Source organism: Microbacterium sp. X-17 (assembly GCF_039615055.1).
This window is the reverse complement of sequence record NZ_JBDHNI010000004.1, coordinates 340,339-361,662: the sequence shown is the minus strand read 5'-3', so window position 1 is coordinate 361,662 and position 21,324 is coordinate 340,339. Positions and strand designations below refer to the sequence as shown.

General features: G+C 70.9%; 24 protein-coding genes. 13 read left to right on the top strand and 11 right to left on the bottom strand.

The window, feature by feature from the left end; all coding sequences use genetic code 11:
- Positions 1–18 precede the first annotated feature (18 nt).
- Positions 19–888 carry a universal stress protein gene (locus ABCS02_RS21185; RefSeq protein ID WP_345837673.1) on the bottom strand — a complete coding sequence of 290 codons (870 nt, stop codon included), beginning with the start codon at positions 886–888 and terminating at the stop codon, positions 19–21.
- A 137-nt stretch (positions 889–1,025) separates the two neighbouring features.
- Between ABCS02_RS21185 and ABCS02_RS21180 the strand changes: the two genes are divergently transcribed.
- Positions 1,026–1,490 (top strand): pyridoxamine 5'-phosphate oxidase family protein, encoded by a 465-nt coding sequence (locus ABCS02_RS21180; RefSeq protein WP_345837672.1) that lies wholly within the window; start codon positions 1,026–1,028, stop codon positions 1,488–1,490.
- On the opposite strand, the gene ABCS02_RS21175 is transcribed toward ABCS02_RS21180, so the two are convergent.
- From ABCS02_RS21175 to ABCS02_RS21155, 5 genes are read right to left on the bottom strand one after another with little or no spacing between them, the layout of a single operon-like run.
- A complete protein-coding gene (locus tag ABCS02_RS21175; protein WP_345837671.1) occupies positions 1,444–2,484 on the bottom strand; it encodes a zinc-binding alcohol dehydrogenase family protein in 1,041 nt (346 codons plus the stop codon). The genes ABCS02_RS21180 and ABCS02_RS21175 overlap by 47 nt on opposite strands.
- Positions 2,457–3,464: a 1-phosphofructokinase family hexose kinase gene (locus ABCS02_RS21170; protein ID WP_345837670.1), complete on the bottom strand. Its 1,008-nt coding sequence runs from the start codon at positions 3,462–3,464 to the stop codon at positions 2,457–2,459. Before ABCS02_RS21170 ends, ABCS02_RS21175 begins: the two co-directional genes overlap by 28 nt.
- Positions 3,464–5,851, bottom strand: a complete 2,388-nt coding sequence (gene ppsA / locus ABCS02_RS21165; RefSeq protein ID WP_345837669.1) for a phosphoenolpyruvate synthase — start codon at positions 5,849–5,851, stop codon at positions 3,464–3,466. Before ppsA ends, ABCS02_RS21170 begins: the two co-directional genes overlap by 1 nt.
- 51 nt (positions 5,852–5,902) lie before the next feature.
- Positions 5,903–7,507: an AarF/ABC1/UbiB kinase family protein gene (locus tag ABCS02_RS21160; RefSeq protein WP_345837668.1), complete on the bottom strand. Its 1,605-nt coding sequence runs from the start codon at positions 7,505–7,507 to the stop codon at positions 5,903–5,905.
- Between the two features lies 1 nt (position 7,508).
- Positions 7,509–7,937: a pyridoxamine 5'-phosphate oxidase family protein gene (locus ABCS02_RS21155; protein ID WP_345837667.1), complete on the bottom strand. Its 429-nt coding sequence runs from the start codon at positions 7,935–7,937 to the stop codon at positions 7,509–7,511.
- A 141-nt stretch (positions 7,938–8,078) separates the two neighbouring features.
- On the opposite strand from ABCS02_RS21155, the gene ABCS02_RS21150 reads away from it, so the two are divergent.
- Genes ABCS02_RS21150 through ABCS02_RS21140 form a run of 3 tightly spaced genes read left to right on the top strand, consistent with a single transcriptional unit; the run spans position 8,079 to position 10,815 of the window.
- Positions 8,079–9,503 carry a ferric reductase-like transmembrane domain-containing protein gene (locus ABCS02_RS21150; protein WP_345837666.1) on the top strand — a complete coding sequence of 475 codons (1,425 nt, stop codon included), beginning with the start codon at positions 8,079–8,081 and terminating at the stop codon, positions 9,501–9,503.
- A 17-nt stretch (positions 9,504–9,520) separates the two neighbouring features.
- The gene (locus ABCS02_RS21145; protein ID WP_345837665.1) at positions 9,521–10,015 is read left to right on the top strand and encodes an FMN-binding protein; all 495 of its coding nucleotides are present in this window, start codon (positions 9,521–9,523) and stop codon (positions 10,013–10,015) included.
- Positions 10,012–10,815 (top strand): FAD:protein FMN transferase, encoded by an 804-nt coding sequence (locus ABCS02_RS21140; RefSeq protein ID WP_345837664.1) that lies wholly within the window; start codon positions 10,012–10,014, stop codon positions 10,813–10,815. The genes ABCS02_RS21145 and ABCS02_RS21140 overlap by 4 nt, the downstream gene beginning before the upstream one ends.
- Here the strand turns inward: ABCS02_RS21140 and ABCS02_RS21135 are convergent, their stop codons facing one another.
- Genes ABCS02_RS21135 through ABCS02_RS21125 form a run of 3 tightly spaced genes read right to left on the bottom strand, consistent with a single transcriptional unit; the run spans position 10,816 to position 13,710 of the window.
- Entirely contained in the window at positions 10,816–11,778 is a 963-nt protein-coding gene (locus tag ABCS02_RS21135; RefSeq protein ID WP_345837663.1) for a HAMP domain-containing sensor histidine kinase, read from the bottom strand.
- Positions 11,775–12,485 carry a response regulator transcription factor gene (locus ABCS02_RS21130; RefSeq protein WP_345837662.1) on the bottom strand — a complete coding sequence of 237 codons (711 nt, stop codon included), beginning with the start codon at positions 12,483–12,485 and terminating at the stop codon, positions 11,775–11,777. The genes ABCS02_RS21135 and ABCS02_RS21130 overlap by 4 nt, the downstream gene beginning before the upstream one ends.
- A gap of 46 nt (positions 12,486–12,531) precedes the next feature.
- A complete protein-coding gene (locus ABCS02_RS21125) occupies positions 12,532–13,710 on the bottom strand; it encodes an acetyl-CoA C-acetyltransferase (RefSeq protein WP_345837661.1) in 1,179 nt (392 codons plus the stop codon).
- A gap of 150 nt (positions 13,711–13,860) precedes the next feature.
- Between ABCS02_RS21125 and ppk2 the strand changes: the two genes are divergently transcribed.
- The 6 genes from ppk2 (at position 13,861) to ABCS02_RS21095 (ending at position 17,667) form a co-directional block, all read left to right on the top strand.
- A complete protein-coding gene (gene ppk2 / locus ABCS02_RS21120; RefSeq protein WP_345837660.1) occupies positions 13,861–14,769 on the top strand; it encodes a polyphosphate kinase 2 in 909 nt (302 codons plus the stop codon).
- 50 nt (positions 14,770–14,819) lie between these two features.
- Complete coding sequence (locus tag ABCS02_RS21115) at positions 14,820–15,305, top strand: MarR family transcriptional regulator (protein WP_345837659.1); 486 nt, start codon at positions 14,820–14,822, stop codon at positions 15,303–15,305.
- A 93-nt stretch (positions 15,306–15,398) separates the two neighbouring features.
- The gene (locus ABCS02_RS21110) at positions 15,399–15,809 is read left to right on the top strand and encodes a DUF4383 domain-containing protein (RefSeq protein WP_345837658.1); all 411 of its coding nucleotides are present in this window, start codon (positions 15,399–15,401) and stop codon (positions 15,807–15,809) included.
- Between the two features lie 10 nt (positions 15,810–15,819).
- The gene (locus ABCS02_RS21105) at positions 15,820–16,314 is read left to right on the top strand and encodes a hypothetical protein (RefSeq protein ID WP_345837657.1); all 495 of its coding nucleotides are present in this window, start codon (positions 15,820–15,822) and stop codon (positions 16,312–16,314) included.
- A 52-nt stretch (positions 16,315–16,366) separates the two neighbouring features.
- The gene (gene sigK / locus ABCS02_RS21100; RefSeq protein ID WP_345837656.1) at positions 16,367–16,966 is read left to right on the top strand and encodes an ECF RNA polymerase sigma factor SigK; all 600 of its coding nucleotides are present in this window, start codon (positions 16,367–16,369) and stop codon (positions 16,964–16,966) included.
- Positions 16,963–17,667, top strand: a complete 705-nt coding sequence (locus tag ABCS02_RS21095; protein WP_345837655.1) for an anti-sigma factor — start codon at positions 16,963–16,965, stop codon at positions 17,665–17,667. Before sigK ends, ABCS02_RS21095 begins: the two co-directional genes overlap by 4 nt.
- Positions 17,668–17,683: 16 nt before the next feature.
- Here ABCS02_RS21095 and ABCS02_RS21090 read toward each other — a convergent pair whose 3' ends face one another.
- Both ABCS02_RS21090 and msrB read right to left on the bottom strand, forming a co-directional pair.
- Positions 17,684–18,223, bottom strand: coding sequence for a nitroreductase family protein (locus ABCS02_RS21090; protein ID WP_345837654.1), 540 nt, complete (start codon positions 18,221–18,223; stop codon positions 17,684–17,686).
- Entirely contained in the window at positions 18,220–18,624 is a 405-nt protein-coding gene (gene msrB / locus ABCS02_RS21085) for a peptide-methionine (R)-S-oxide reductase MsrB (protein WP_345837653.1), read from the bottom strand. Before msrB ends, ABCS02_RS21090 begins: the two co-directional genes overlap by 4 nt.
- Before the next feature lie 120 nt (positions 18,625–18,744).
- Between msrB and ABCS02_RS21080 the strand changes: the two genes are divergently transcribed.
- The 3 genes from ABCS02_RS21080 to groL all read left to right on the top strand — a co-directional run bounded on the left by ABCS02_RS21080 (position 18,745) and on the right by groL (position 21,320).
- Positions 18,745–18,993, top strand: a complete 249-nt coding sequence (locus ABCS02_RS21080) for a DUF3263 domain-containing protein (RefSeq protein WP_345837652.1) — start codon at positions 18,745–18,747, stop codon at positions 18,991–18,993.
- 35 nt (positions 18,994–19,028) lie between these two features.
- Positions 19,029–19,598, top strand: coding sequence for a LytR C-terminal domain-containing protein (locus tag ABCS02_RS21075; protein WP_345837651.1), 570 nt, complete (start codon positions 19,029–19,031; stop codon positions 19,596–19,598).
- A 102-nt stretch (positions 19,599–19,700) separates the two neighbouring features.
- On the top strand, positions 19,701–21,320 hold the full coding sequence (gene groL, locus ABCS02_RS21070; protein ID WP_345837650.1) for a chaperonin GroEL: 1,620 nt from the start codon (positions 19,701–19,703) through the stop codon (positions 21,318–21,320).
- Positions 21,321–21,324: the final 4 nt, after the last annotated feature.

The following is a 21,324-nucleotide window of genomic DNA, read 5'->3' as shown; positions in this document are numbered from 1 at the left end:
CGCCGGCGCCGTCGACCGTCAGACGACGGCGCCGTGATGCCGCGCGGGGGCCCCGGAACCGGCACGCGGGTGGGCCGGCACGACGCAGACGGGACATTCGGCGTGCCAGAGCACGTCCTGCGCGACGGAGCCGAGGATGCCGCCCGTCAGCAGCCCGGTCTGGTGCGTTCCGAGGGCGAGGAGCGAGGACCGTCCGGCGAAGCGGAGCAAGGCTGCCGCACGGCTGTCGCGGACGAGCTCTGTCTCCACGGCCACCGTCGGGTAGCGCTCCGCGACCCACCTCACGGCGGTGTCCACGATGCGGCGATGCTCCTGGATCACCGGTTCGGGGAGGGGGTCCACGACCACCGATCCTGTGGTGAAGGCGGGAGTGGGCATCAGCCAGGCGTGCACGAGTCGGAGGGTGGAGCCGGTGGCGTGCGCTTCCGCGGCGGCGAACGCCAGCGCGGGCAGGGACGACGTGTCATCCGCGATGCCGACCGTGATCGGCTCCTCTCCTTCCGCCCAGCCGGCGGGCACGAGACAGACCGGGACGCGGGACACGGTCGTCAGGCGCAGCGGCAGTCCGCCGGCCAGGGCCGCGCGGAGGGGGTGGCCGACGTTGATCCCCACGACGAGCAGATCGGCGTCGTCCGCGAACTCGGGGATCGTCTCCAGCACCGATCCCTGGAGGCGGTGGAGCTCGACCTTCAGATAGGGGATGCGCTCTCTCAGGAAGTCCTCCGCGTCACCGAGGCGGTCGAGGGCATCGGAGCGATCGTTCGAGTGACGGGAGACGACGTTGATGACGTCGACCTGAACATCCCCGCGTGCTGCTCGTGCCGTGACCCAGGACAGGGCGGCGACGGATGCGGGACTGCCGTCGTATCCCAGGACGATTCGTTCCATGTGAGTGCCTCCTTCGGGCCTCGGGTTCGACCCTTCCCCAGCACCGTAGAGAGCCGTGGCCGCGCCGCACGGGACCATCGGCCCACCGGATCGACGCGGGTCCGGCTGGGATGGACGACGGAACGGAAGGAACGGACATGACGCACACGACGAGGATGGTCAGCACCCGCCATCTCCGGCCGCCGACGCCGCTCGCGTTGACGGCATCCGCGGTCGAGCGGCTCACCCGCGAGCGGTGCTGGGATCTGCTCGCGACGGAGCACGTCGGTCGGCTGGCGGTGATCCGGCCGGACGGCGGTCCCGACGTCTTCGTGATGGACTACCTCGTCGGCGAGCAGGCCCTGTTCCTGCGCTCGGGGCCGGGAGCGAAGCTCGTCGACGTCACGCACGACCCCCGGATCGCATTCGAGGTCGATGGCCGTGAGGACGGCTTCCAGTGGAGCGTGGTGCTCCGTGGCGTCGCCAACCGGATGAACCGGGACGACGAGATCGAGGCGTCCGGCGTCCTGGACCTGCAGACCACGAGCCCGACGAACAAGTTCAACTACGTGCGCATCACCCCGTCTGCGGTGACCGGATGCCGCTTCCGCCCCCAGCGATGACGAGGGAGCCGGCCGCTCGCCCTGCCCGCAGGTCGTCCAACGCTTGCGCTGTGTCGGCCGGACCGTAGCGGGTGACCGAGGCGCGGAGCCGGAGCTTCCTCGCGAGCCGGAGGAAGGCCTCCCCGTCTGCGCGGGTGTTGGCGGTGACGCTGCGGAGATCGCGCTCGCGGAAGAGGTGGTCCGCGTAGGTCATGGCCGGGACGTCGGACAGGTGGATGCCGGCGACGACGACGGTTCCGCCCGCGGTCGTGGCCTCGAGGGCGACCGGTACGAGCGCTCCTGCGGGCGCGAAGACGATCGCCGAGTCCAGCGGCTCGGGCGGCGCATCGGCCTCCTCGCCGACCGAGCCCAGCCCCAGCGATCGCGCGAGCTCGCGATTCCGCTCCCCGCGAGTCATGACGTGAACGGTCACGCCGGATGCGGCGGCCATCTTCGCGACGAGCGAGCCGCTCGAGCCGAAGCCGTAGATGCCGAGCGTGCCGCCCGCCGGCACCCGTGCACGGCTCAGTGCACGGAAGCCGATGATGCCGGCGCACAGCAGGGGCGCGGTCTCGATGGGGTCGAGATCATCGGGAAAGGAATAGGCGAAGCGCTCGTCCACGAGCACGTACTCCGCGTAGCCGCCGTCCCGATCCCATCCCGTGAATCGCGCGGACGGGCAGAGGTTCTCGCGACCGGAGAGGCACCAGACGCAGCTTCCGCACGTCCCCGCCAGCCAGGCGATGCCGACGCGGTCGCCCGTCACGAATCGTGTCGCGCCAGGACCCGTCCATTGGACCTCGCCCACGACCTGGTGGCCCGGAACCACCGGGGTCCGCCTCGGTGGGAGCTCCCCGTCGATCACATGCAGATCCGTGCGGCAGACGCCGCAGGCCGAGACCCGCACGACGAGCTCCCCGCCCGACGGCTCGGGGATCTCGACGCGGCCGCGCTCGAGGTCCCCGAGCCCCTTGGTCGTCCATCCGGTCATGGTCGTGTCGATGTGCTTCGCCACGTCATCCCTCCTTCGCTCGGCAGGAGCGCCTCGAGTCGTTCGACGTCGGCTCGGCGGCACAGCTCCGTGCCGGGCATCGTCGTCGTCGCGCTGCCGGCCGCGACCGCCGTGCGGAACGCCTCGTCCAGCGACCGACCCTGCGCGAGTCGCAGGACGAGTCCCGCGAGAAACGCATCCCCCGCGCCGACCGCACTGACGACCGGAACCGCCGGGCTGGTCGACCGCAGGATCCCCGTCGACGACACGAGGAGCGCGCCGGCGGCGCCCAGACTGAGAGCCACCACCTGCGCGCGTCCCGCGCTGACGAGGGCGGTGACGGCATCCAGCTGCTCTTCCGGTCCGAGCTCGCCGTCCGCGTGCACGAGCTGGGCCAGTTCGTTCCGACTCGGCTTGATGAGGAACACGCCCTCTGCCAGGGCGTGCTCGAGCGGGCGACCCGACGCGTCCACGATCAGCCGGACGTCCTCGTCGGCGGCGAGCCGGGCGAGCCGGGCGTAGAAGTCCTCGGGGGCCCCGGGCGGCAGGCTCCCGCTCGCGACCAGGTATCCGCCACGGGGAAGACGAGCGCGGACGGTCGCGAGGCAGGCGCGCCATTCGTCCTCGCTCAGCGTCGGCCCCGGCAGCACGAACCGGTACTGCTCGCCGGTCGAGCGGTCGGAGAAGGTGAAGCTCTCGCGAGTCTCACCCGCGATCGGGATCACGGCGCTCGAGATCTCGGCCGCCGCGGCGTGGGCGCGGTAGGTCTCGCCGTTGAGCCCCCCGAGCGGATACACGGCCAGAGAGTGACCGCCCAGGTTCCGGACCGCCCGGGAGACGTTGACGCCGCCACCGCCCGCATCGAATCGTGCGGGCCCGCATCGAAGCTTGTGCTCCGGCACCACCCGATCCGTCGTCGCGGACACGTCGAGTGCAGGATTCATCGTGAGCGTGACGATGGCCGGCGTTCCCTCCGAGACGACGGCGTGGGAGGCGGCGGACATCAGGCGGACGCGACTTCCGCGTGACCTGCGAGACGGATCCGGGTCGTGACGAGCGTGTCGGGATTGAGCGAGATCGACTGGATTCCCCGGTCGATGAGCCAGTCGGCGAAGTCCGGGTGATCGGACGGGCCCTGGCCGCAGATGCCGATGTAGCGGCCACGCCGGGTGCAGGCGTCGATGGCGAGACCCAGGATGTCGAGGACCGCGGGATCCCGCTCATCGAACTCCCGCGCCACGAGCTCCGAGTCGCGGTCGATCCCGAGCACCAGCTGGGTCATGTCGTTCGACCCGATCGAGAACCCGTCGAAGTGATCCAGGAACTCGTCTGCCCGCAGCGCGTTCGAGGGGATCTCGCACATCATGTACACCTCGAGACCGTTCTCACCGCGTCGCAGGCCGTTGCGGGCGAGCGACTCGGTGACCGCGATCGCCTCCGCCACGGTGCGGACGAACGGGATCATCAGCTTCACGTTCGTGAGGCCCATGTCTTCGCGGACGAAGCGCAGCGCCTCGCACTCCATCGCGAAGCACTCGGCGAACGCGGGAGTGACGTATCGCGACGCCCCGCGCCAGCCGAGCATCGGGTTCTCCTCGTGCGGCTCGTAGAGCTCACCGCCGAGGAGATGCCCGTACTCGTTCGTCTTGAAATCGCTCGTACGGACGATCACGGGCTCGGGTGCGAACGCGGCGGCGATCGTCGCGACGCCCTCGGCGACGCGTTCGACGAAGAACTCGCGCGGCGAGGGGTAGGCGGCGATCCGAGCGGAGATCCTCGACGCGAGCGCGTCCGGGAGCTTCTCGAGATCCAGGAGCGCCTGCGGATGAATGCCGATCTGGTGACCCACGATGAACTCGAGACGTGCCAGCCCCACGCCCTGATGCGGGAGACGAGCGAGCATGAACGCTTCGTCCGGGGTGGCGACGTTCACCATGAGGCGCACCGGGGTGTCGGAGAGCACGTCGAGGTGGGTCTCCTCCTCGACGAAGGGCAGACGGCCGCGGTAGACCCGACCGTCCTCGCCCTCCGCGCAGGAGATGGTGACGTCCATGCCGTCGGTGAGCACTTGAGTGGCCGTTCGGGTGCCGACCACCGCGGGTATTCCGAGCTCGCGAGCGATGATCGCCGCGTGGCAGGTTCGGCCACCGCGGTTCGTGACGATGCCCGCGACCCGCTTCATGACCGGCTCCCAATCGGGATCGGTCATGTCGGCGACGATGACGTCGCCGACGCGAACGCGGTCCATGTCCGCCGTCGAGGTCACCACGCGCACCGTGCCCGCGCCGATTCGCTGTCCGACCGCGGCGCCCTCGAGGAGCACCTCTCCGCGCGCCCGCAGGGAGAAGGTGCGCATGACCGTTCGGTCGGCGCGGGACACCACCGTCTCCGGGCGCGCCTGCACGATGTAGAGAAGGCCGTCGATCCCGTCCCGCGCCCACTCGATGTCCATGGCCCGGCCGTAGTGCTCCTCGATCGTGAGCGCGTGGCGAGCGAGCTCCTCGACCTCGTGGTCCGAGACGCTGAACCGGAGCCGGTCGCTCTCCGCGACCGACTCCGTGACGGTGCTCTCGCCGGTGCCCCCGCTGGACGAGAACCGCATCGCGGTGGCTTTCTCGCCGACCGTGCGGCGGAGGATCGCGGGGCGTCCGGCGCGGAGGCCGGGCTTGTGGACGACGAACTCGTCCGGGTTCACCTGGCCCTGCACGATGGTCTCCCCGAGACCGTAGGAGCTCGAGATCACCACGACGTCGGCGTTCCCGCTCTCCGTATCGACCGTGAACATCACCCCCGAGGCCCCGATGTCCGACCGGACCATCCGCTGAATCGCGGCGGACAGGGCCACGGCATGGCCGGTCATGCCCTGGTGGGCGCGATAGGCGATGGCCCGGTCGTTGTAGAGAGATGCGAACACGGACGTCACCGCGGTCAGCACGTTCTCGATCCCGGCGATGTGCAGGAACGTCTCCTGCTGGCCGGCGAACGATGCGTCCGGCAGATCCTCCGCGGTCGCCGAAGACCGCACCGCCCAGGTGGCGTTCTGCGGGCTCGCACCCGCGCTGAGCACTTCATCGAAGGCGGAACGGATGTCCCGCTCCACGTCGGGTGGGAGCGGCTGGTCGTGGATCCACCGACGGATCTCGGCACCGGTGCGCTCCAGCGCCTCGACGTCGTCGATGTCGAGGCGCGCGAGGGAATCGTCGATCCGCGCTGCCAGATCACCCGCGGCGAGGAATGCTCGGTATGCATCGGCGGTGGTCGCGAAACCGCCGGGCACTCGCACGCCGGCGTCGGCCAGCCGGGAGATCATCTCGCCCAGCGACGCGTTCTTCCCTCCGACCTGGGCGATGTCTGCCATCGAGACGTCTGACAACCGCAAGACATTGGTCACAGAACGACGATGACGCGCCGTCCCGGGCCGGCGGGGGTCCAAGGTCCCGCGTCACCGGGGTCGTCTTCGCTCCGTCCACAGGAGATAGCCGAGCAGGGTGCCGATCCCGGCGATTCCGGCTCCCATCAATGCACTCCGCCAGGAGCGCCAGCGTTTTCCGCCCGCGACCAGGTCGCCGACGCCGCCGATGAGGGCGGCCGCGATCATCCCGGCGACCACCCGGTCTCCGATCCGTTCCGCGCGCCTCATCAGAGGCTCGAGCTCCGCCGCCCTCAAGTGGACATCGACCCCCGACGTCTCGGCGATCGCCAGCAGCCGGCGCACGTGACCGGGCAGTTCCAGGAGCAGCCCGCCGGCGTCCGTCGAGGCCTGCGCGAGCCGTCGAGCGACCGACGTGAAGGACATCTGCTTCTGCAGGAGCTGCTGAACGAAGGGGCGGAGAACGGCGAACAGGTCGAAATCGGGGTCGAGCCGGACGCCGATCCCCTCGATGACGACGAGCACCTTGAAGATGAGGGCGATCTCTCGCGGCAGCTGCAGGTGCTGCGCGCGGAACAGGGAGAAGAGATGGGGTGCGAGGCGCGTGAGGCCGATCTCACGAAGCGGGCGGCCCTCGTATTCCGATACGAACGACACGATGCCGTCATGCAGCGCCTCCCGGTCGATGCTGCCCTTGGTTGCCGAGAGGTCGAGCACGGAAGCGGTCAACGCGTCGGGATCCTGGAAGGTGAAGGCGACCAAGAACGTCGTCAGATGGTCGGCGAGATCGTCCGCGACCTCGCCGACCATCCCGAAGTCGATGAGCGATATCGACCCGCTCGGTGCGACGAACAGGTTGCCCGGGTGCGGGTCGGCGTGGAAGAAGCGGTCGTCGAAGATCATCTGCAGCATGATCGTCGCCCCGCTCTTGGCGAGGGCCTTCCGATCCACGCCCGCCTCGTCCAGTGCGGTGAGATCGGTGATCTTCATCCCGCTCATCCGCTCCAGCGTGAGGACGCGGGGTGTCGTCAGATCCCAGAAGATCCGGGGAATCCGAACCCCGGGTCGCCTCGCGAAGTTGGTGGCGAAGCGTTCGGCGTTCCGCCCCTCCTGGACGTAGTCGAGTTCCGCACGCAGCGTCCGCGAGAACTCCTGCACCAAGCCGCGGAGGTCGTATGCTCTCGCCGCCTTCCAGGTGCGGCTGGCTCGATCCGCGAGGTCGCGCAGGATCTCCAGATCCCCTTCCACCTGTTCGACGGCTCCCGGCCGACGCACCTTCACCACCACGTCGGTGCCGTCCGGGAGACGAGCGAGGTGCGCCTGCCCGATGGACGCGGAGGCGAGTGGCTCGCTCTGGAACCAGGCGAACAAGTCGGCCGGATCCGCGCCGAGCTCGAGGCGGATGACGTCGTGGATCTCCTCGGCCGGGACGGGACGAGCGCCGTCCTGGAGCTTGGCGAGCTCCGTGAGGAACGGTTCGGGGATCAGGTCCGGACGGGTCGAGAGCACCTGTCCGAGCTTGACGAACGTCGGTCCCAACTCTTCGAGGGCCAGGCGTACGTGCTCGGCGGCACGGGGATTCCCGAAGCGCAGCCCCGCGGCATCCAGGAGCGACGCCAGGCCGTGCCGTGCCAGCGTCTCGGCGATCTCCTGGTATCGGGCCGCGTGCGATCTCATGTCACGCCAGGTGGAACGACCGCCCGGTCACTTCCCGCGGGGTGATGCGAACCCAGCGGTCCTTCTCCTCGGGCGCCCACGGGTGCACCCCGCTGTGCTCGGCGGCCTCGGTCTCGCGAGAGGTCTGGAGTTCCTCGGCGCGGCCTTTCACGACCACGCTGAACGCCTCGTCGTCGTCCTTGCCGTCGATCTGGAAGATGACATCGCTGTGGATGGTCAGTTCCACGAGCTTCGTCCCGGCCGCTGTGCGGAACAGGATCGTCCGTCCGTCGGGGCGGTGATTCACGGTGAAGATGTCGATCTGCCCGGCCGCGCTGGTCACGACTCTCCCGTACTCGGCTTCCTCGAGCCGGCTCCAGCATTCGTTCTCGCTGAGGGCTTTCGTGGGCTCGCGCTCGTTTGCGAGCGCATCCTCATAGGACCATGACATACCGAGATTCTTCTCTCCGAGGAGATACGGGACGGGTCGAAGGTCCCTCTGAAGGCGGCCCGATCCATCGATTGGATAGGGAGTTCCTGAGAAGGCGGGATTCTTGGCGCCGCCTCAGAGCCGGGATCTCACGATGGGTCCATGACCTCCCTCGCTGCGTCCACCCGGCCTCTGCCCGTCACGCGCAGCGCGCGGCGTCGACGCGGTCGCCGGTCCCGTCGGCAGCTGTGGAACCTCGCGGCCGTCGCGGTCATCTGGGGGACGAGCCTCTTCGTGGTGGCACTGTGGGTCGCAGGAGGCGGGATCGAGGCGCTCTTCGGCTTCGGCGCCGAGTCGTTGAACACGCTCGGCCGCCTCACTGGCCTGCTCTCGGCGAATCTCCTCCTCTACCAGGTGCTCCTCATGGCTCGGGTGCCGCTGTTCGAGCGGGGCTTCGGGCGGGACGCCATCACCCGGATGCACCGGCACGTCGGCTTCTGGTCGTTCTGGCTGCTGATCGCGCACATCGTCCTCCTCGTGATGGGGTACGCCGCCCAGGCTGCTGTCAACCCCTTCGTGCAGCTCTGGGACTTCGTCTGGGACTACCCCGGGATGCTGCTCGCGACCGCGGGCACGGCGCTGCTCGTGCTGGTGGTGGTCACGTCGATCCGCCGGGCGCGCCGTCGGCTGCGCTATGAGTCGTGGCACCTGCTGCATCTGTACGGCTACCTCGGCGTCGGCCTGGCGATCCCTCACATGCTGTGGACGGGAGCGGACTTCACCGCGAACCCGGCGGCCACCGCGTACTGGTGGACGCTCTGGGCCCTCGCCGCGCTTGCGGTGCTCGTCTTCCGGATCGGGCTACCCCTGTGGCGCTCCCTTCGTCACGGAATCCGGGTCCACTCGGTGGGGCCGGACGGTCGCAGCGGAGTCACAGTCCGGATGCGCGGGCGCGCGCTCCACCGCCTGGGTGCGCAGGCCGGCCAGTTCTTCGTGTGGCGGTTCCTCGAAGGTCGCGAGTGGTCGCGAGGACACCCGTTCTCTCTCGCCGCGTCGCCGGACCGCGGCGAGCTCGTGATCGCGGCGAAGATCGTCGGCGACGGTACGCGCCGTCTCACCGGCCTGACGCCCGGGACCCGGGTGCTCGTCGAAGGGCCCTACGGCACCATGACCGGCGATGCGCGCACCGGGCGCCGGCTGCTGATGCTCGGTGCGGGTGCGGGGGTGGCGCCGCTCGTGGCGCTGCTCGAGTCCGAGCCCTACGGCCCGGGCGAGGCCGTCCTCGTGACCCGAGATCACACGGACGACGACCTCATGCGTGCCGACGAGATCCACCGGCTGTCGCGGATCCGGGGATTGCGGCACTACGCCTTGAACGGTCCCCGCACGCCGCGGGGATCATCGTGGCTGTCCGCGAAGTACGGCGGGTGGCGTGGGCATGATCTCATCCGCCATATCGCGCCCGACCTCCACGAGTACGACGTCTTCGTCTGCGGTCCGGGGCCCTGGATGTCCGCAGTGTGCGCGGACCTGCGCGCCGCGGGCGTCCCGAACGACCGCATCCACACCGAGACCTTCTCCGTCTAGACCGAACAGGAGCCGCGATGAAGAAGATCGTCTACGCCGCACTTGCCACCCTCAGCGGGCTCGTGCTGCTCTTCAGCTACCGCACTTCGCTGGGCACAGAGGCCCCGTCGCTCGCCTCTGCAGACACGGTCCCGGCCGCCGACCCGACATCGCCGGCTCACCAGTCCGCGGCGGCGCCCTCCGCGGCAGCCCCTTCCTCCTCCGCCCCATCCACGACCGCACGGTCCGGCCTGAAGGACGGCTCCTACACCGGCGGCGCGGTCAACACGCGCTATGGCGCCGTCCAGGTCCGGGTCACGATCAGCGGTGGCAGGATCACCGCCGTCGACGTGCCCCAGTACCCCGATGGGGAGGCCCGCGACCTGCAGATCAACCAGCGGGCGATCCCGAAGCTGGTTTCCGAGACCCTTGCGGCGCAGAGCTCGCGGATCGACCTGGTCTCGGGCGCGACCTACACGAGCGACGGCTACCAGCAGTCCTTGCAGTCGGCGCTCGACGAGGCGGCGACGTGAGCCCGGTGGTGGGCCCGCGGCGGGTGTGGGTCGAGCACCTCATGGGCACCGCCGTCAGCATCCATGTCATCGGCGAGCGCTGCGGGGAAGAACCGGTCGCGGCGGCGGCGGAGGGATGCTTCGCCGAGCTGCGCGACGTCGAGCGGGTCTTCTCGACGTATCGCGACGACTCGGACATCTCCCGCGTGCGCCGGGGCGAGCTCGCGCTCCCGGACGCCGATCCGCGCGTGTCCGTCGTCGCCGCGCGCTGCCGCGTGGCGCGGATCGCGACGGGCGGGCGGTTCTCGGCATGGTGGCGCGGATGGTTCGATCCCACGGGGTTCGTCAAGGGATGGAGCGTCGAAGAGGCGGCACGTCGGCATCTGGAGCCCCTGCTGGCGGCGCCCGGGGTCGTCGCGGCGGGCATCAACGCCGGCGGCGACCTGCGGGTGTTCACGGCGGGTGACGCCGACTGGACGTGGCGGATCGGCATCGCCGACCCGCGCACGCCGGGTGGCGTCATCGCGACGCTCGAGCTCCGCGACGGCGCGGTGGCGACCTCGGGAACCGCCGAGCGCGGCGAGCACATCGTGGATCCCCGCACGGGCCGGCGCGGGAGCGGCGTGCGCAGCGCCACGGTCGTCGCCGACGACCTGGCCACTGCCGACGTCTGGGCGACGACGGCCGTCGTCGCAGGCGGGGAGGACCTGGGGTGGATCTCGCGCGCGCCCGTGACGACCGGGATGATCGTGGACGATGACGGTCGCGTCCGCCGGTGGATCGCGGGGGTCGAGGTCGAGGTCGTGCCCGCGACCTCCTGATCACGCCGCGGGGAGCACCAGGAGGAAGACGCTGCCCGCGGGCGAGGTCCGCTCGATCGCCACCCGCCCGCCGTAGCGGGTCGCGGTCTCGCGGACCAGCGCGAGCCCCAGGCCGAAGCCGCGCCGGCGCCCGGCCTCGCCCGCCCGCGCGAATCGCTCGAAGATGCGGTCGACATCGGCGGGGGAGACGCCGCTGCCGGCATCCGCCACGCGCACCTCTACCGTCCCACCCGCCGGCCGGGCCGAGATGGTGACGGGGGATCCCGACGGCGCGTGCTGCACGGCGTTGTCGAGGAGGGCCACGCACAGTCGCGTCAGCGTGACGGCGGGGATCCGCGCCGCGGGCGCGTCGTCGACGTGCGAGACCACGTCGACGTCCGCCTCCTCGGCGAGCGGCCGGATGGTCTGAACCGCTGCGGCGAGGCAGACCGCGACGTCGGCTCGCTCGTCCGGCGCGTTGCCGCCCTCCGCGATGAGCAGCATGTCGGTGAGGACGTCGTTCAGGACCGAGGCATCGCGCCGCAGCTCGGCGATCGTGGCGTCCAGGGGCTCTGCGCGCCGCTGGCGACGCTCCAGGATCTGGATGCGGCTCGTGAGGGCGGTGAGCGGGGTACGCAGCTCGTGGCTGGCATCCGAGACGAAGGCCCGCTGGAGTCGTAGGGCCTCTGCCAGCGGTCGCGCCGCCCATCGCGCCGCCAGCCAGGCGACGCCGCCCAGGAGGAGGACGCCGACCAGCCCGAGAACGAGGACCCAGGGGAGGACCTTGTCGACGTCGATGACGACGCGATCCCCGTCGTGTCCGTCGCCGCCGACGCCATGGGAGTCGGGATGCGAGGTCAGCAGCAGCACCGCCACGAGGATCGCGACGCCGCCCGCGATCACGATCGCCGACGCGATGCCGACGAGGATGCCGACCCGCCGCGCCGAGCGCTGGAGCCGGGTGCGATCCGCGTCTCCGGTCACGACGACGGACCCGCGCGATACCCGCGCCCGCGCACGGTCTCGATGACATCCACCGCGGACTTGCGGCGGATGTAATGCACGTACGTGTCCACGGAGCTGAGCGCGTCCTCGGACGCGAACACGGCGCCGAGGATCTCCTGACGCGAGAACACGTGCTCCGGGCTCGTCGTCAAGAGCGACAGCAGCTTCGCCTCGGTCGCCGTCAGCAGGACGCGCTCGCCGGCCGGACCGTACAGCGTCTCGGACTCGGGGATGAACGTCCAGTCCGCGACGATCCGCCGACGGCCCTCCGCCCGGTAGCCGCGCACGAGCGCGCGCAGCCGCGCGAGGAGCTCGTCGAAGTCGAAGGGCTTGGACAGGTAGTCGTTGGCGCCGGAGTCGAGCCCCTCGACCCGGTCGGCGACGGCCCCGAGCGCCGTCAGCAGCAGGATCGGCGTCGTGATCCGCGCGGTGCGGATCGCTTCGACGAGGCTCACGCCGTCGAGGCCCGGCAGGCGCCGGTCGACGACCATGACGTCATATCGGTCACGCAGCGCGCGGGCCAGGGCATCCCGCCCGTCCGCCACGTGCTCGACCTCGTACGAGTCGGCCAGGACCTCGATCGTCATCTCGGCGATCGTCCGGTCGTCCTCCACGTAGAGGAGTCGCGCTCGCGGCGTGCGCGGCAGGTCGGCCGTCCGTTGATGCTCGCCGCCGACTTCCGCCATGGAGACGATTCAACCAGCCGGTCTCCAAGACCGCGCCAAGCGATTCTCAGCGGGTGAGGATGAGGGCGTCGCCCTGTCCGCCGCCGCCGCACAGGGCGACCGCGGCCGTGCCGGTGCCGCGACGCACGAGCTCGTGGACCGCGGTCACGACGAGGCGGCCGCCGGAGGCGCCGATCGGGTGTCCGATCGCGATGCCCCCGCCGTGGATGTTGACGATGTCGTCGGAGATGCCCAGCTCGCTCTGCGAGCGGGCCACGACCGCGCCGAACGCCTCGTTGATCTCGACGAAGTCGAGGTCGGAGATCGCGATGCCCTGCTTCTGGACCGCCTTCTCGATCGCGCGGGCGGGCTGCTCCTGCAGGGAGTTGTCCGGCCCCGCGACCTGGCCGGAGGCGCCGACCGCGGCGAGCACGGCCCAGCCCTCGGCGTCGGCGTGCGCGCGGCTGGTGAGGACGACCGCGGCGGCGCCGTCGGAGATCGGCGACGAGTTGCCCGCCGTGATCGAGCCGCCGGCCGCGAAGGCCGGACGCAGACCGGCGAGGATCTCCATCGTCGTGCCCGGGCGGACGCCCTCGTCCTCGGTCACGACGATCGGATCGCCCTTGCGCTGCGGCACCTCGACCGGGACGATCTCGTCCGCGAAGACGCCGGCATCGCGGGCCGCGGCGGCGCGCTCGTGCGACCGCACCGCGACGGCATCCTGGTCCTCGCGGGTCAGGTCGAAGCGCGCGTTGTGGCGCTCGGTGGAGGCGCCCATGCTCTCCTGGTCGTAGGCATCCGTCAGTCCGTCGAGCGCCATGTGGTCGAGCACCTCGATCGAGCCGTACGCCCAGCCGTCGCGGGATCCCATGAGGAGGTGGGGCGCGCGCGTCATCGACTCCATCCCGGCGGCGACCACGACGCGGGCGTCGCCCGAGCGGATCATCCGGGCGGCGTCGATCACGGCGGTGAGGCCCGACAGGCAGACCTTGTTGACGGCGGAAGCGTGGACGTCCCAGCCGAGGCCCGCGGCGATCGCCGCTTGACGCGCCGGGTTCTGTCCGAGCCCCGCCTGGAGGACGTTGCCGACGAGCACAGCGTCGACCGCCTCCGCCGGGATGCCGCCCTGCGCGAGCGCCCCGCGGATCGCGATGCCGCCCAGCTGAGGCGCCGTGAACGCGGCCAGCTGGCCCTTCAGGCGGCCCTGCGGCGTGCGGGCCGCGGCGACGATGACGACGTCATCCATGTCAGTCTCCATTCCGATACAGCCTCCGAGCCTACCGTTCGGGTGTGTGGGGTTCGGTGGGGTTCCGGTTTCCGGAACGGTTACCGGCCGTTCGCGCGCCGGTCGAAATTCGTCCGGTGCTCGGGACGCGGGTCGGGAATGATGAGGTTCATGTTCGAAGACGTCCCCGTGAACGACATGCGCGCCTACATCGAATACCTCCGCGAGCAGGGGTTCACGGTGCGCGACGGCCATACGCCCGATCCGGACCTCATCGACCCGCAGGGGAACCCCGTCTTCACCTGGCAGGAGGGGTACCCGTACGAGACGCGGATGACGCGCGACGAGTACGAGCTCGAGAAGTACCGCCTTCAGGTGGAGCTGCTGAAGTTCCAGTACTGGCTCGAGGACTCCGGGCGCCGGGCGATCATCCTCTTCGAGGGTCGCGACGCCGCGGGCAAGGGCGGATCCATCAAGCGGTTCACGGAGCACCTGAACCCCCGCACCGCCCGGGTCGTGGCGCTCACCAAGCCGAGCGACCGCGAGCAGGGCGAGTGGTACTACCAGCGCTACATCCGGCACTTCCCGACCTCGGGCGAGATCGTGATGTTCGACCGCTCCTGGTACAACCGGGCCGGCGTCGAACGCGTCATGGGCTTCTGCACCCCGGACGAGTACGAGACCTTCATGGACCAGACGCCGGCGTTCGAGCGGATGCTCGTCGACTCCGGCATCCACCTCACGAAGTTCTGGTTCTCGGTCTCCCGCACCGAGCAGCGGACGCGCTTCGCGATCCGCCAGCTCGACCCTGTGCGCCGCTGGAAGCTGTCGCCGATGGACGTCGCTTCGCTCGACAAGTGGGAGGCGTACACGGCGGCAAAGGAGGAGATGTTCCGGCGCACGGACAAGAGGCACGCGCCGTGGACGGTCGTCCGCTCGAACGACAAGAAGCGCGCGCGCCTCGGCGCGATGAAGTTCTTCCTCGGCCAGTTCGACTACGAGGGCAAGGATGCGGACGTCGTCGGCACGCCGGATCCGCTGATCGTCATGCGCGGCAAGCAGGAAGAGGCCGAGGAGTAGGCAGGCTCTCCCTGAGCGCGGGTGGTGGGCTCCTCCCTACACTCGGGAGCATGGATACGCGGGACGACGACGTCGATCTGCTGATCGACGCGTGGAGCGACATCCTCCCGGACGTCGACCTGACGCCGCTCGACATCATGTCCCGGCTCCGCCGCGTGGCCCGGCGGCTGGAGAGCGTGCGGCGGACCTCGTTCGCCGCGGCCGACCTGACCTCGTGGGAGTTCGACGTGCTCGCGGTGCTCCGCCAGCATGGCAGCGACCACGAGCTCTCGCCCGCCGACCTCATCGCGTTCACGAAGGCGAGCAGCGCCACCATGACGACCCGCATGGAGAAGCTCGTCGCGCGCGGGCTGATCGAGCGGTCGCCGAACCCGCGGGACGGACGCGGCGTGCTCGTCCGCCTGACCCCGGAGGGCGTCGCGGTCGTCGACCGCGCCATGACCGAGCTCGCGCACCGCGAGGCGGAGCTCCTCCAGGGGCTCGACGGGGCGGATGCCGCGGCCCTGGTCCGGGTGCTGCGCCAGCTCGTGGAGTAGATCCGATCCGATCCGGGGTCGGCTCCGAATCTCCTGTGAGCGGCGACCGGGCCGCTCGTCGGCGGGCATCCGCCACGCATCGAAGGAGAAAGAATGAGCTCTTCACCGAACCGCCTCGTCGCCGTCATCTTCGGTGCCGTCTACCTCCTCGTGGGGGCCCTCGGCTTCGCCGTGACCGGAGGGGTGTCGTTCCTCGCGACGCAGGGCGGCCTCCTGCTCGGCGTCTTCATGGTCAACCCGCTCCACAACGTCGCGCACCTCCTGATCGGCGCGGCCCTGCTGGTCACGGGCCTCGTGTCGGTCCGGGCGGCGAAGACCACGAACATTACGATCGGCGCGGTCTACCTGCTGCTGGGCATCGTCGGGTTCTTCCTGGTCGGCACCGCGGCCAACATCCTGGCGCTCAACACCGTCGACCATTTCCTGCACCTCGCCAGCGCGATCGTGCTGCTCGGCGTGGGCCTCGGCGCGGAGCGCGGCCGTTCGCGCGCGGCGACCGCCTGAGGGCCGGATGATGCGCACGTGGCCCGCCCTCCTCGCGTGGGGGGCGGGCCTCCTGCACCTCGCGCTCGGCGCCGCGATCGTCTCGGGCGCCCATGCCGTGGCGACCGACGTGGTGCTCGGCGCGCTCATCGTGCTGGGCGCGGCGGAGCTCGTGTGGGGGATCGTCGCGATCCGGGCGGATGCCCCGCCCGCCCCCCGCGTCGCGGTGGCGGGCGCGGTCGTCGCCATCGGGATGGGGGCCGCCGCCCTCGCCGTCGGCGGCTCGCTGTTCGCCGTGGCAGCCGCGACGGCGCTCGCGACGGGGGCGGGAGCGTTCGCGGCACGGCGCCTCCGCACCCGCCGGGCGGCATCCGCCGACCCCGGACGACCCCGTCCGTTCGTCGTCCCGCTCGTGCTCGGCACGATCCTCGTCGCCGGGATCGCGACGCCCGCACTGGCGACGACCGACGCGGGCCTGCACGCGGTGCACGACGGCGGGACCATGAGCGGGCACGCCGGTCATTGAGTGGTCGGTCCCGGCGCCGGAACGGAGCGGCGGGGACCGGGGAGGATCCGCCATGCTGGTGCCCATGGTGATCGACGGGTTCGAGGCGGCGGAGGACGCCGCGCCCGCCGACGAGGTGGGCGACCTGATCCGGAGCATCGCGGCGGGGGACCGCGATGCCTTCGCGCGCCTCTATGACGGCCTCGCCCCGCGCGTGTTCGGGCTCATCCTGCGGGTGCTCGTCGATCGCGCGCAGAGCGAGGAGGTGCTGCAGGAGGTTTTCCTCGAGATCTGGCAATCCGCCGGCCGGTTCGCTCCGAAGAGAGGTCAGGGTCGCACGTGGATCCTGACGATCGCCCACCGCCGCGCCATCGACCGCGTGCGGTCGGTGCGGGCCAGCGACGATCGCGACCGTGCGGCGGGTCTGCGCGAGCTCGCCACGACGCAGCCCGGCGTAGCGGAACGCGTCGAGGCGAAGGTGGAGAGCGAGCGGGTCACCGCCGCCCTCGAACGCCTGCCCGAGGCGCAGCGGGAAGCCCTCGGGCTCGCCTACTACGGCGGTTACAGTCAGAGCGAGATCGCCGCCCTGGTGGGCGCGCCGCTCGGAACGGTGAAGACGAGGATGCGCGACGGCCTCACGAGGCTGCGGAAGGAGATGGGGGTGGAGGCATGAACGAGCAGGACTTCGCCGTGCTCTCCGCCGGCCACGCCCTGGGCGCCCTCGATCCGGCGGACGCCGGGGCGTTCGCCGCGGCGCGGAGGGATCGGCCGGATCGCGACGCGCAGGTCCGTCACGACGAGGAGACGGCCGCCCTCCTCGCGGAGGCGACCCCTCCGGTGGATCCGCCGGCCGGCATCCGGGAGGCGCTGCTCGCGGCCGTTGCGGAGCCGGCGACGCGGCCTCGCCGGGCGCGCGGCCGCGGACCCCGCATGTGGTGGGTGCTCGCGGCGTCGATCGTGCTCGTGGCCGCCGCGGCGGTCGGCGTGACCGTCGCCGTGCAGCAGGCCACGCGGCCGGCGGCCGTCGTCGCGCTGGAGAACGTCCAGGCCGCGGCCGATGCGCGGTCGGCGTCGGCTCCGCTCGCGGACGGCGGGACGGCCACCCTGCACTGGTCCGTGAGCGTCGGCGAGGCCGTCCTCGTCACGGACGGACTGCCCGCGATCGCGTCGGATCAGACGTTCGAGCTCTGGTACGTCCGTGGCGATGCGCCGATCCCCGCGGGCACGTTCGACGCGGGGTCCGGATCCGCCACCGCGCTGCTGAATGCCGGGATGGTGCCGGGCGACGTCATCGCGGTGACCGTCGAACCCGCCGGGGGATCGCCGACGGGGCAGCCCACGAGCGCGCCCATCGTCGCCATCCCGACCGCCTGAGCCCGGCGCCTCCGAGCTACCGGGGGAGCGCGGACAGGTGCGTCGCGACCGCCAGCGGGGCGTGTGGCGAGGGCCGGTGCGGATCGGCCTTGCCGCCCACGTACAGCCAGCCGAGGAGCGCCTCGTCAGGGCCCAGACCGTGCAGGCGCGCCACGACCTCGTGCCTCGTGTACCAGCCGGTGCGCCACATGACGCCCCAGCCGGCCTCGTCGAGGAGGAGGCTGAGGACGTGTGCGACGCCGGAGGCGACCGCCTCCTGCTCCCAGCGCGGCACCTTCCCGCTGGGCTGGTAGCTGGCGACGACGGCGATCAGCAGCGGCGCCCGCAGCGGCTTCGACGAGGTCCCACGGGCGCCCTCCGCCTCGTGGATCGCGCGACCGAGGCGTTCGCGGTCGGTGTCGCGCAGGAGGATGAGCCGCCACGGCTCCAGCGAGGAGTGGTCGGCGACGCGGGATGCCGCGGCGACGAGCTCCGCGAGCTCGGCATCCGTCGGCGCCTCGGTCGTCACCTTCGACCAGGAGCGGCGGGCCTGCGCGGCCTCCCGTGCCGAGCTCACTCGGCCCCGGGGGTGAAGTCGAGCGCGAGGGAGTTCATGCAGTAGCGGTCGCCCGTCGGGGTGCCGACGCCGTCGGGGAACACGTGGCCCAGGTGGGAGCCGCAGCGCGCGCAGCGCACCTCGGTGCGCACCATCCCGTGCGTACGGTCTTCGATGAGCTCGACCGCCTCCGGGCGCACGGACTCGTAGAAGCTCGGCCAGCCGCAGTGCGAGTCGAACTTCGTGCCGCTCTTGAAGAGCTCCGCATTGCACGCGGCGCACGTGTAGAGGCCCGCCCGGCTCTCATCGAGCAGCTCGCCCGTCCACGGACGCTCCGTCGCGGACTCGCGCAGCACGGCGTATCGCTCGGGATCCAGCTCGGCACGCCACTGCTCGTCGGACTTCTCGATCTCGTAGCTCATGGTGCCTCCGCGGGTTGGTGGGTCTCAGCCATCATCCTGCAACCCGGGGACACCGCGCGTTGTTCCGGTCGGACGGAGTGGCGCACGTCCGCCGCCGCGCCCGCGACATAGCGTGACGGCGTGCCCCTTTCCGACCGCGATCGCGCCCTCCTCGCGTTCGAGGCGGCGCGGCCCGGTCACTCCGGCGCGAAGGAGGAGGCGGTGCGGACCGAGCTGCGGCTCACGCCTGCGCGCTACTACCAGCTGCTCGGCCGGCTGATCGAGTCGGGCGACGCGCTCGCGCACGATCCGCTCCTCGTGGGCCGGCTGCGACGCGCACGCGACGCGCGCGAGCGCACGCGGCGCGCTCGCGCGTCGGGCGCCGCCTGAGCGGGCGGCCTCGGGCCGCCCGGTAGCATTCTCTGGTGCCGCGCAAGACCTACCCCCGGGATCGTTTCGACGACCTGCCCGTGAGCAGCGGCCGCGTGGGCGCGCACCGGGCGGAGAACCCGCGGATGCGCGGCTGGCTCGTGTTCGCGTGGGCGGTCGTCGCGACCGTGGTGCTCGTGGCGCTCGGCATCTTCGCGAGCCTCATCGTCTCCGGCCGCGTGACCCTCTTCCCGACCCCGGTGCCGACGTTCGCGTCGACGCCGGACGTCCAGCCCACGCTCGACACGAGCTACACGGTCGTCGTCCTCAACGCGACCGGCCAGAGCGGGCTCGCCTCGAGCGTCAAGGACCAGCTCGTCACGGCCGGCTTCAAGGCCGACGCCGTGTTCGCGAGCCAGGCCGGCACATCCGACTTCGCCCAGACGACGGTCTATTACCCGACCGCGGCGGACGAGGCGGCGGCGCTGGGCCTCGCCGACCTCGTGGGCGGCGCCCGGACCGAGCTGAACGACGCGTACCTCCGTACGACGGATCCGACCGCCGCGCACCAGCTAACGCTCGTGATCGGGCTCGACCACCTCGCGTCGCCCTCGCCGACCCCGTAGCCGTGGCTTGCACTCCCCGTGGGCGAGTGCCAGAATGTGTTAGCACTCGTGATTGTTGAGTGCTAACCCCGAAAGCCAACGTCCGGGAGGGACGACACACTCATGGCAAAGATCATCGCTTTCGACGAGGAGGCCCGCCGCGGCCTCGAGCGAGGCCTCAACACGCTGGCCGACGCCGTCAAGGTGACCCTGGGCCCGCGCGGTCGCAACGTCGTGCTCGAGAAGAAGTGGGGCGCCCCCACGATCACGAACGACGGTGTGTCGATCGCCAAGGAGATCGAGCTCGACGACCCGTACGAGAAGATCGGCGCCGAGCTGGTCAAGGAGGTCGCGAAGAAGACCGACGACGTCGCCGGTGACGGCACGACGACGGCCACCGTCCTCGCCCAGGCCCTGGTCCGTGAGGGCCTCCGCAACGTCGCCGCCGGCGCCGACCCGATCAGCCTCAAGCGCGGCATCGAGAAGGCCGTCAAGGCCATCACCGACGAGCTGCTCTCCTCCGCCAAGGAGGTCGAGTCGAAGGAGCAGATCGCCGCGACGGCATCCATCTCCGCCGCCGACACCGCGATCGGCGACCTCATCGCCGAGGCGATCGACAAGGTCGGCAAGGAGGGCGTGGTCACGGTCGAGGAGTCCAACACCTTCGGCACCGAGCTCGAGCTCACCGAGGGCATGCGCTTCGACAAGGGCTACATCAACCCCTACTTCGTGACCGACCCGGAGCGCCAGGAGGCCGTCTTCGAGGACGCGTACATCCTGCTCGCGAACCAGAAGATCTCGAACATCAAGGACCTGCTGCCGATCGTCGACAAGGTGATCCAGGACGGCAAGGAGCTCGTCATCATCGCCGAGGACGTCGAGGGCGAGGCCCTCGCGACGCTCGTGCTCAACAAGATCCGCGGCATCTTCAAGTCGGTCGCCGTCAAGGCCCCCGGCTTCGGCGACCGCCGCAAGGCGCAGCTGCAGGACATCGCGATCCTCACGGGTGGCCAGGTCATCACCGAGGAGGTCGGTCTCAAGCTCGAGAACGCGACGCTCGACCTGCTCGGCCGCGCCCGCAAGGTCATCGTCACGAAGGACGAGACGACGATCGTCGAGGGTGCCGGCGAGACCGGGCAGATCGAGGGTCGCGTGACCCAGATCCGCCGCGAGATCGAGAACACCGACAGCGACTACGACCGCGAGAAGCTGCAGGAGCGCCTGGCGAAGCTCGCCGGTGGCGTGGCCGTCATCAAGGCGGGCGCGGCGACCGAGGTCGAGCTCAAGGAGCGCAAGCACCGCATCGAGGATGCTGTCCGCAACGCGAAGGCGGCCGTCGAGGAGGGCATCGTCCCCGGTGGTGGCGTGGCCCTCATCCAGGCCGGCAAGGTCGCGCTCGGCGGCCTCTCCCTCGAGGGTGACGAGGCGACCGGTGCGAACATCGTGCGCGTGGCCATCGAGGCGCCGCTCAAGCAGATCGCCCTCAACGCGGGCCTCGAGCCCGGCGTCGTCGCGAACAAGGTCTCGGAGCTGCCCGCCGGTTCCGGCCTGAACGCCGCGACCGGCGAGTACGGCGACCTCTTCGCGCAGGGCATCATCGACCCGGCGAAGGTGACGCGCTCGGCGCTGCAGAACGCCGCGTCGATCGCCGGCCTGTTCCTCACGACCGAGGCCGTCGTCGCCGACAAGCCGGAGAAGGCCGCGGCCGCTCCCGCCGACCCGACGGGTGGCATGGACTTCTGATCGG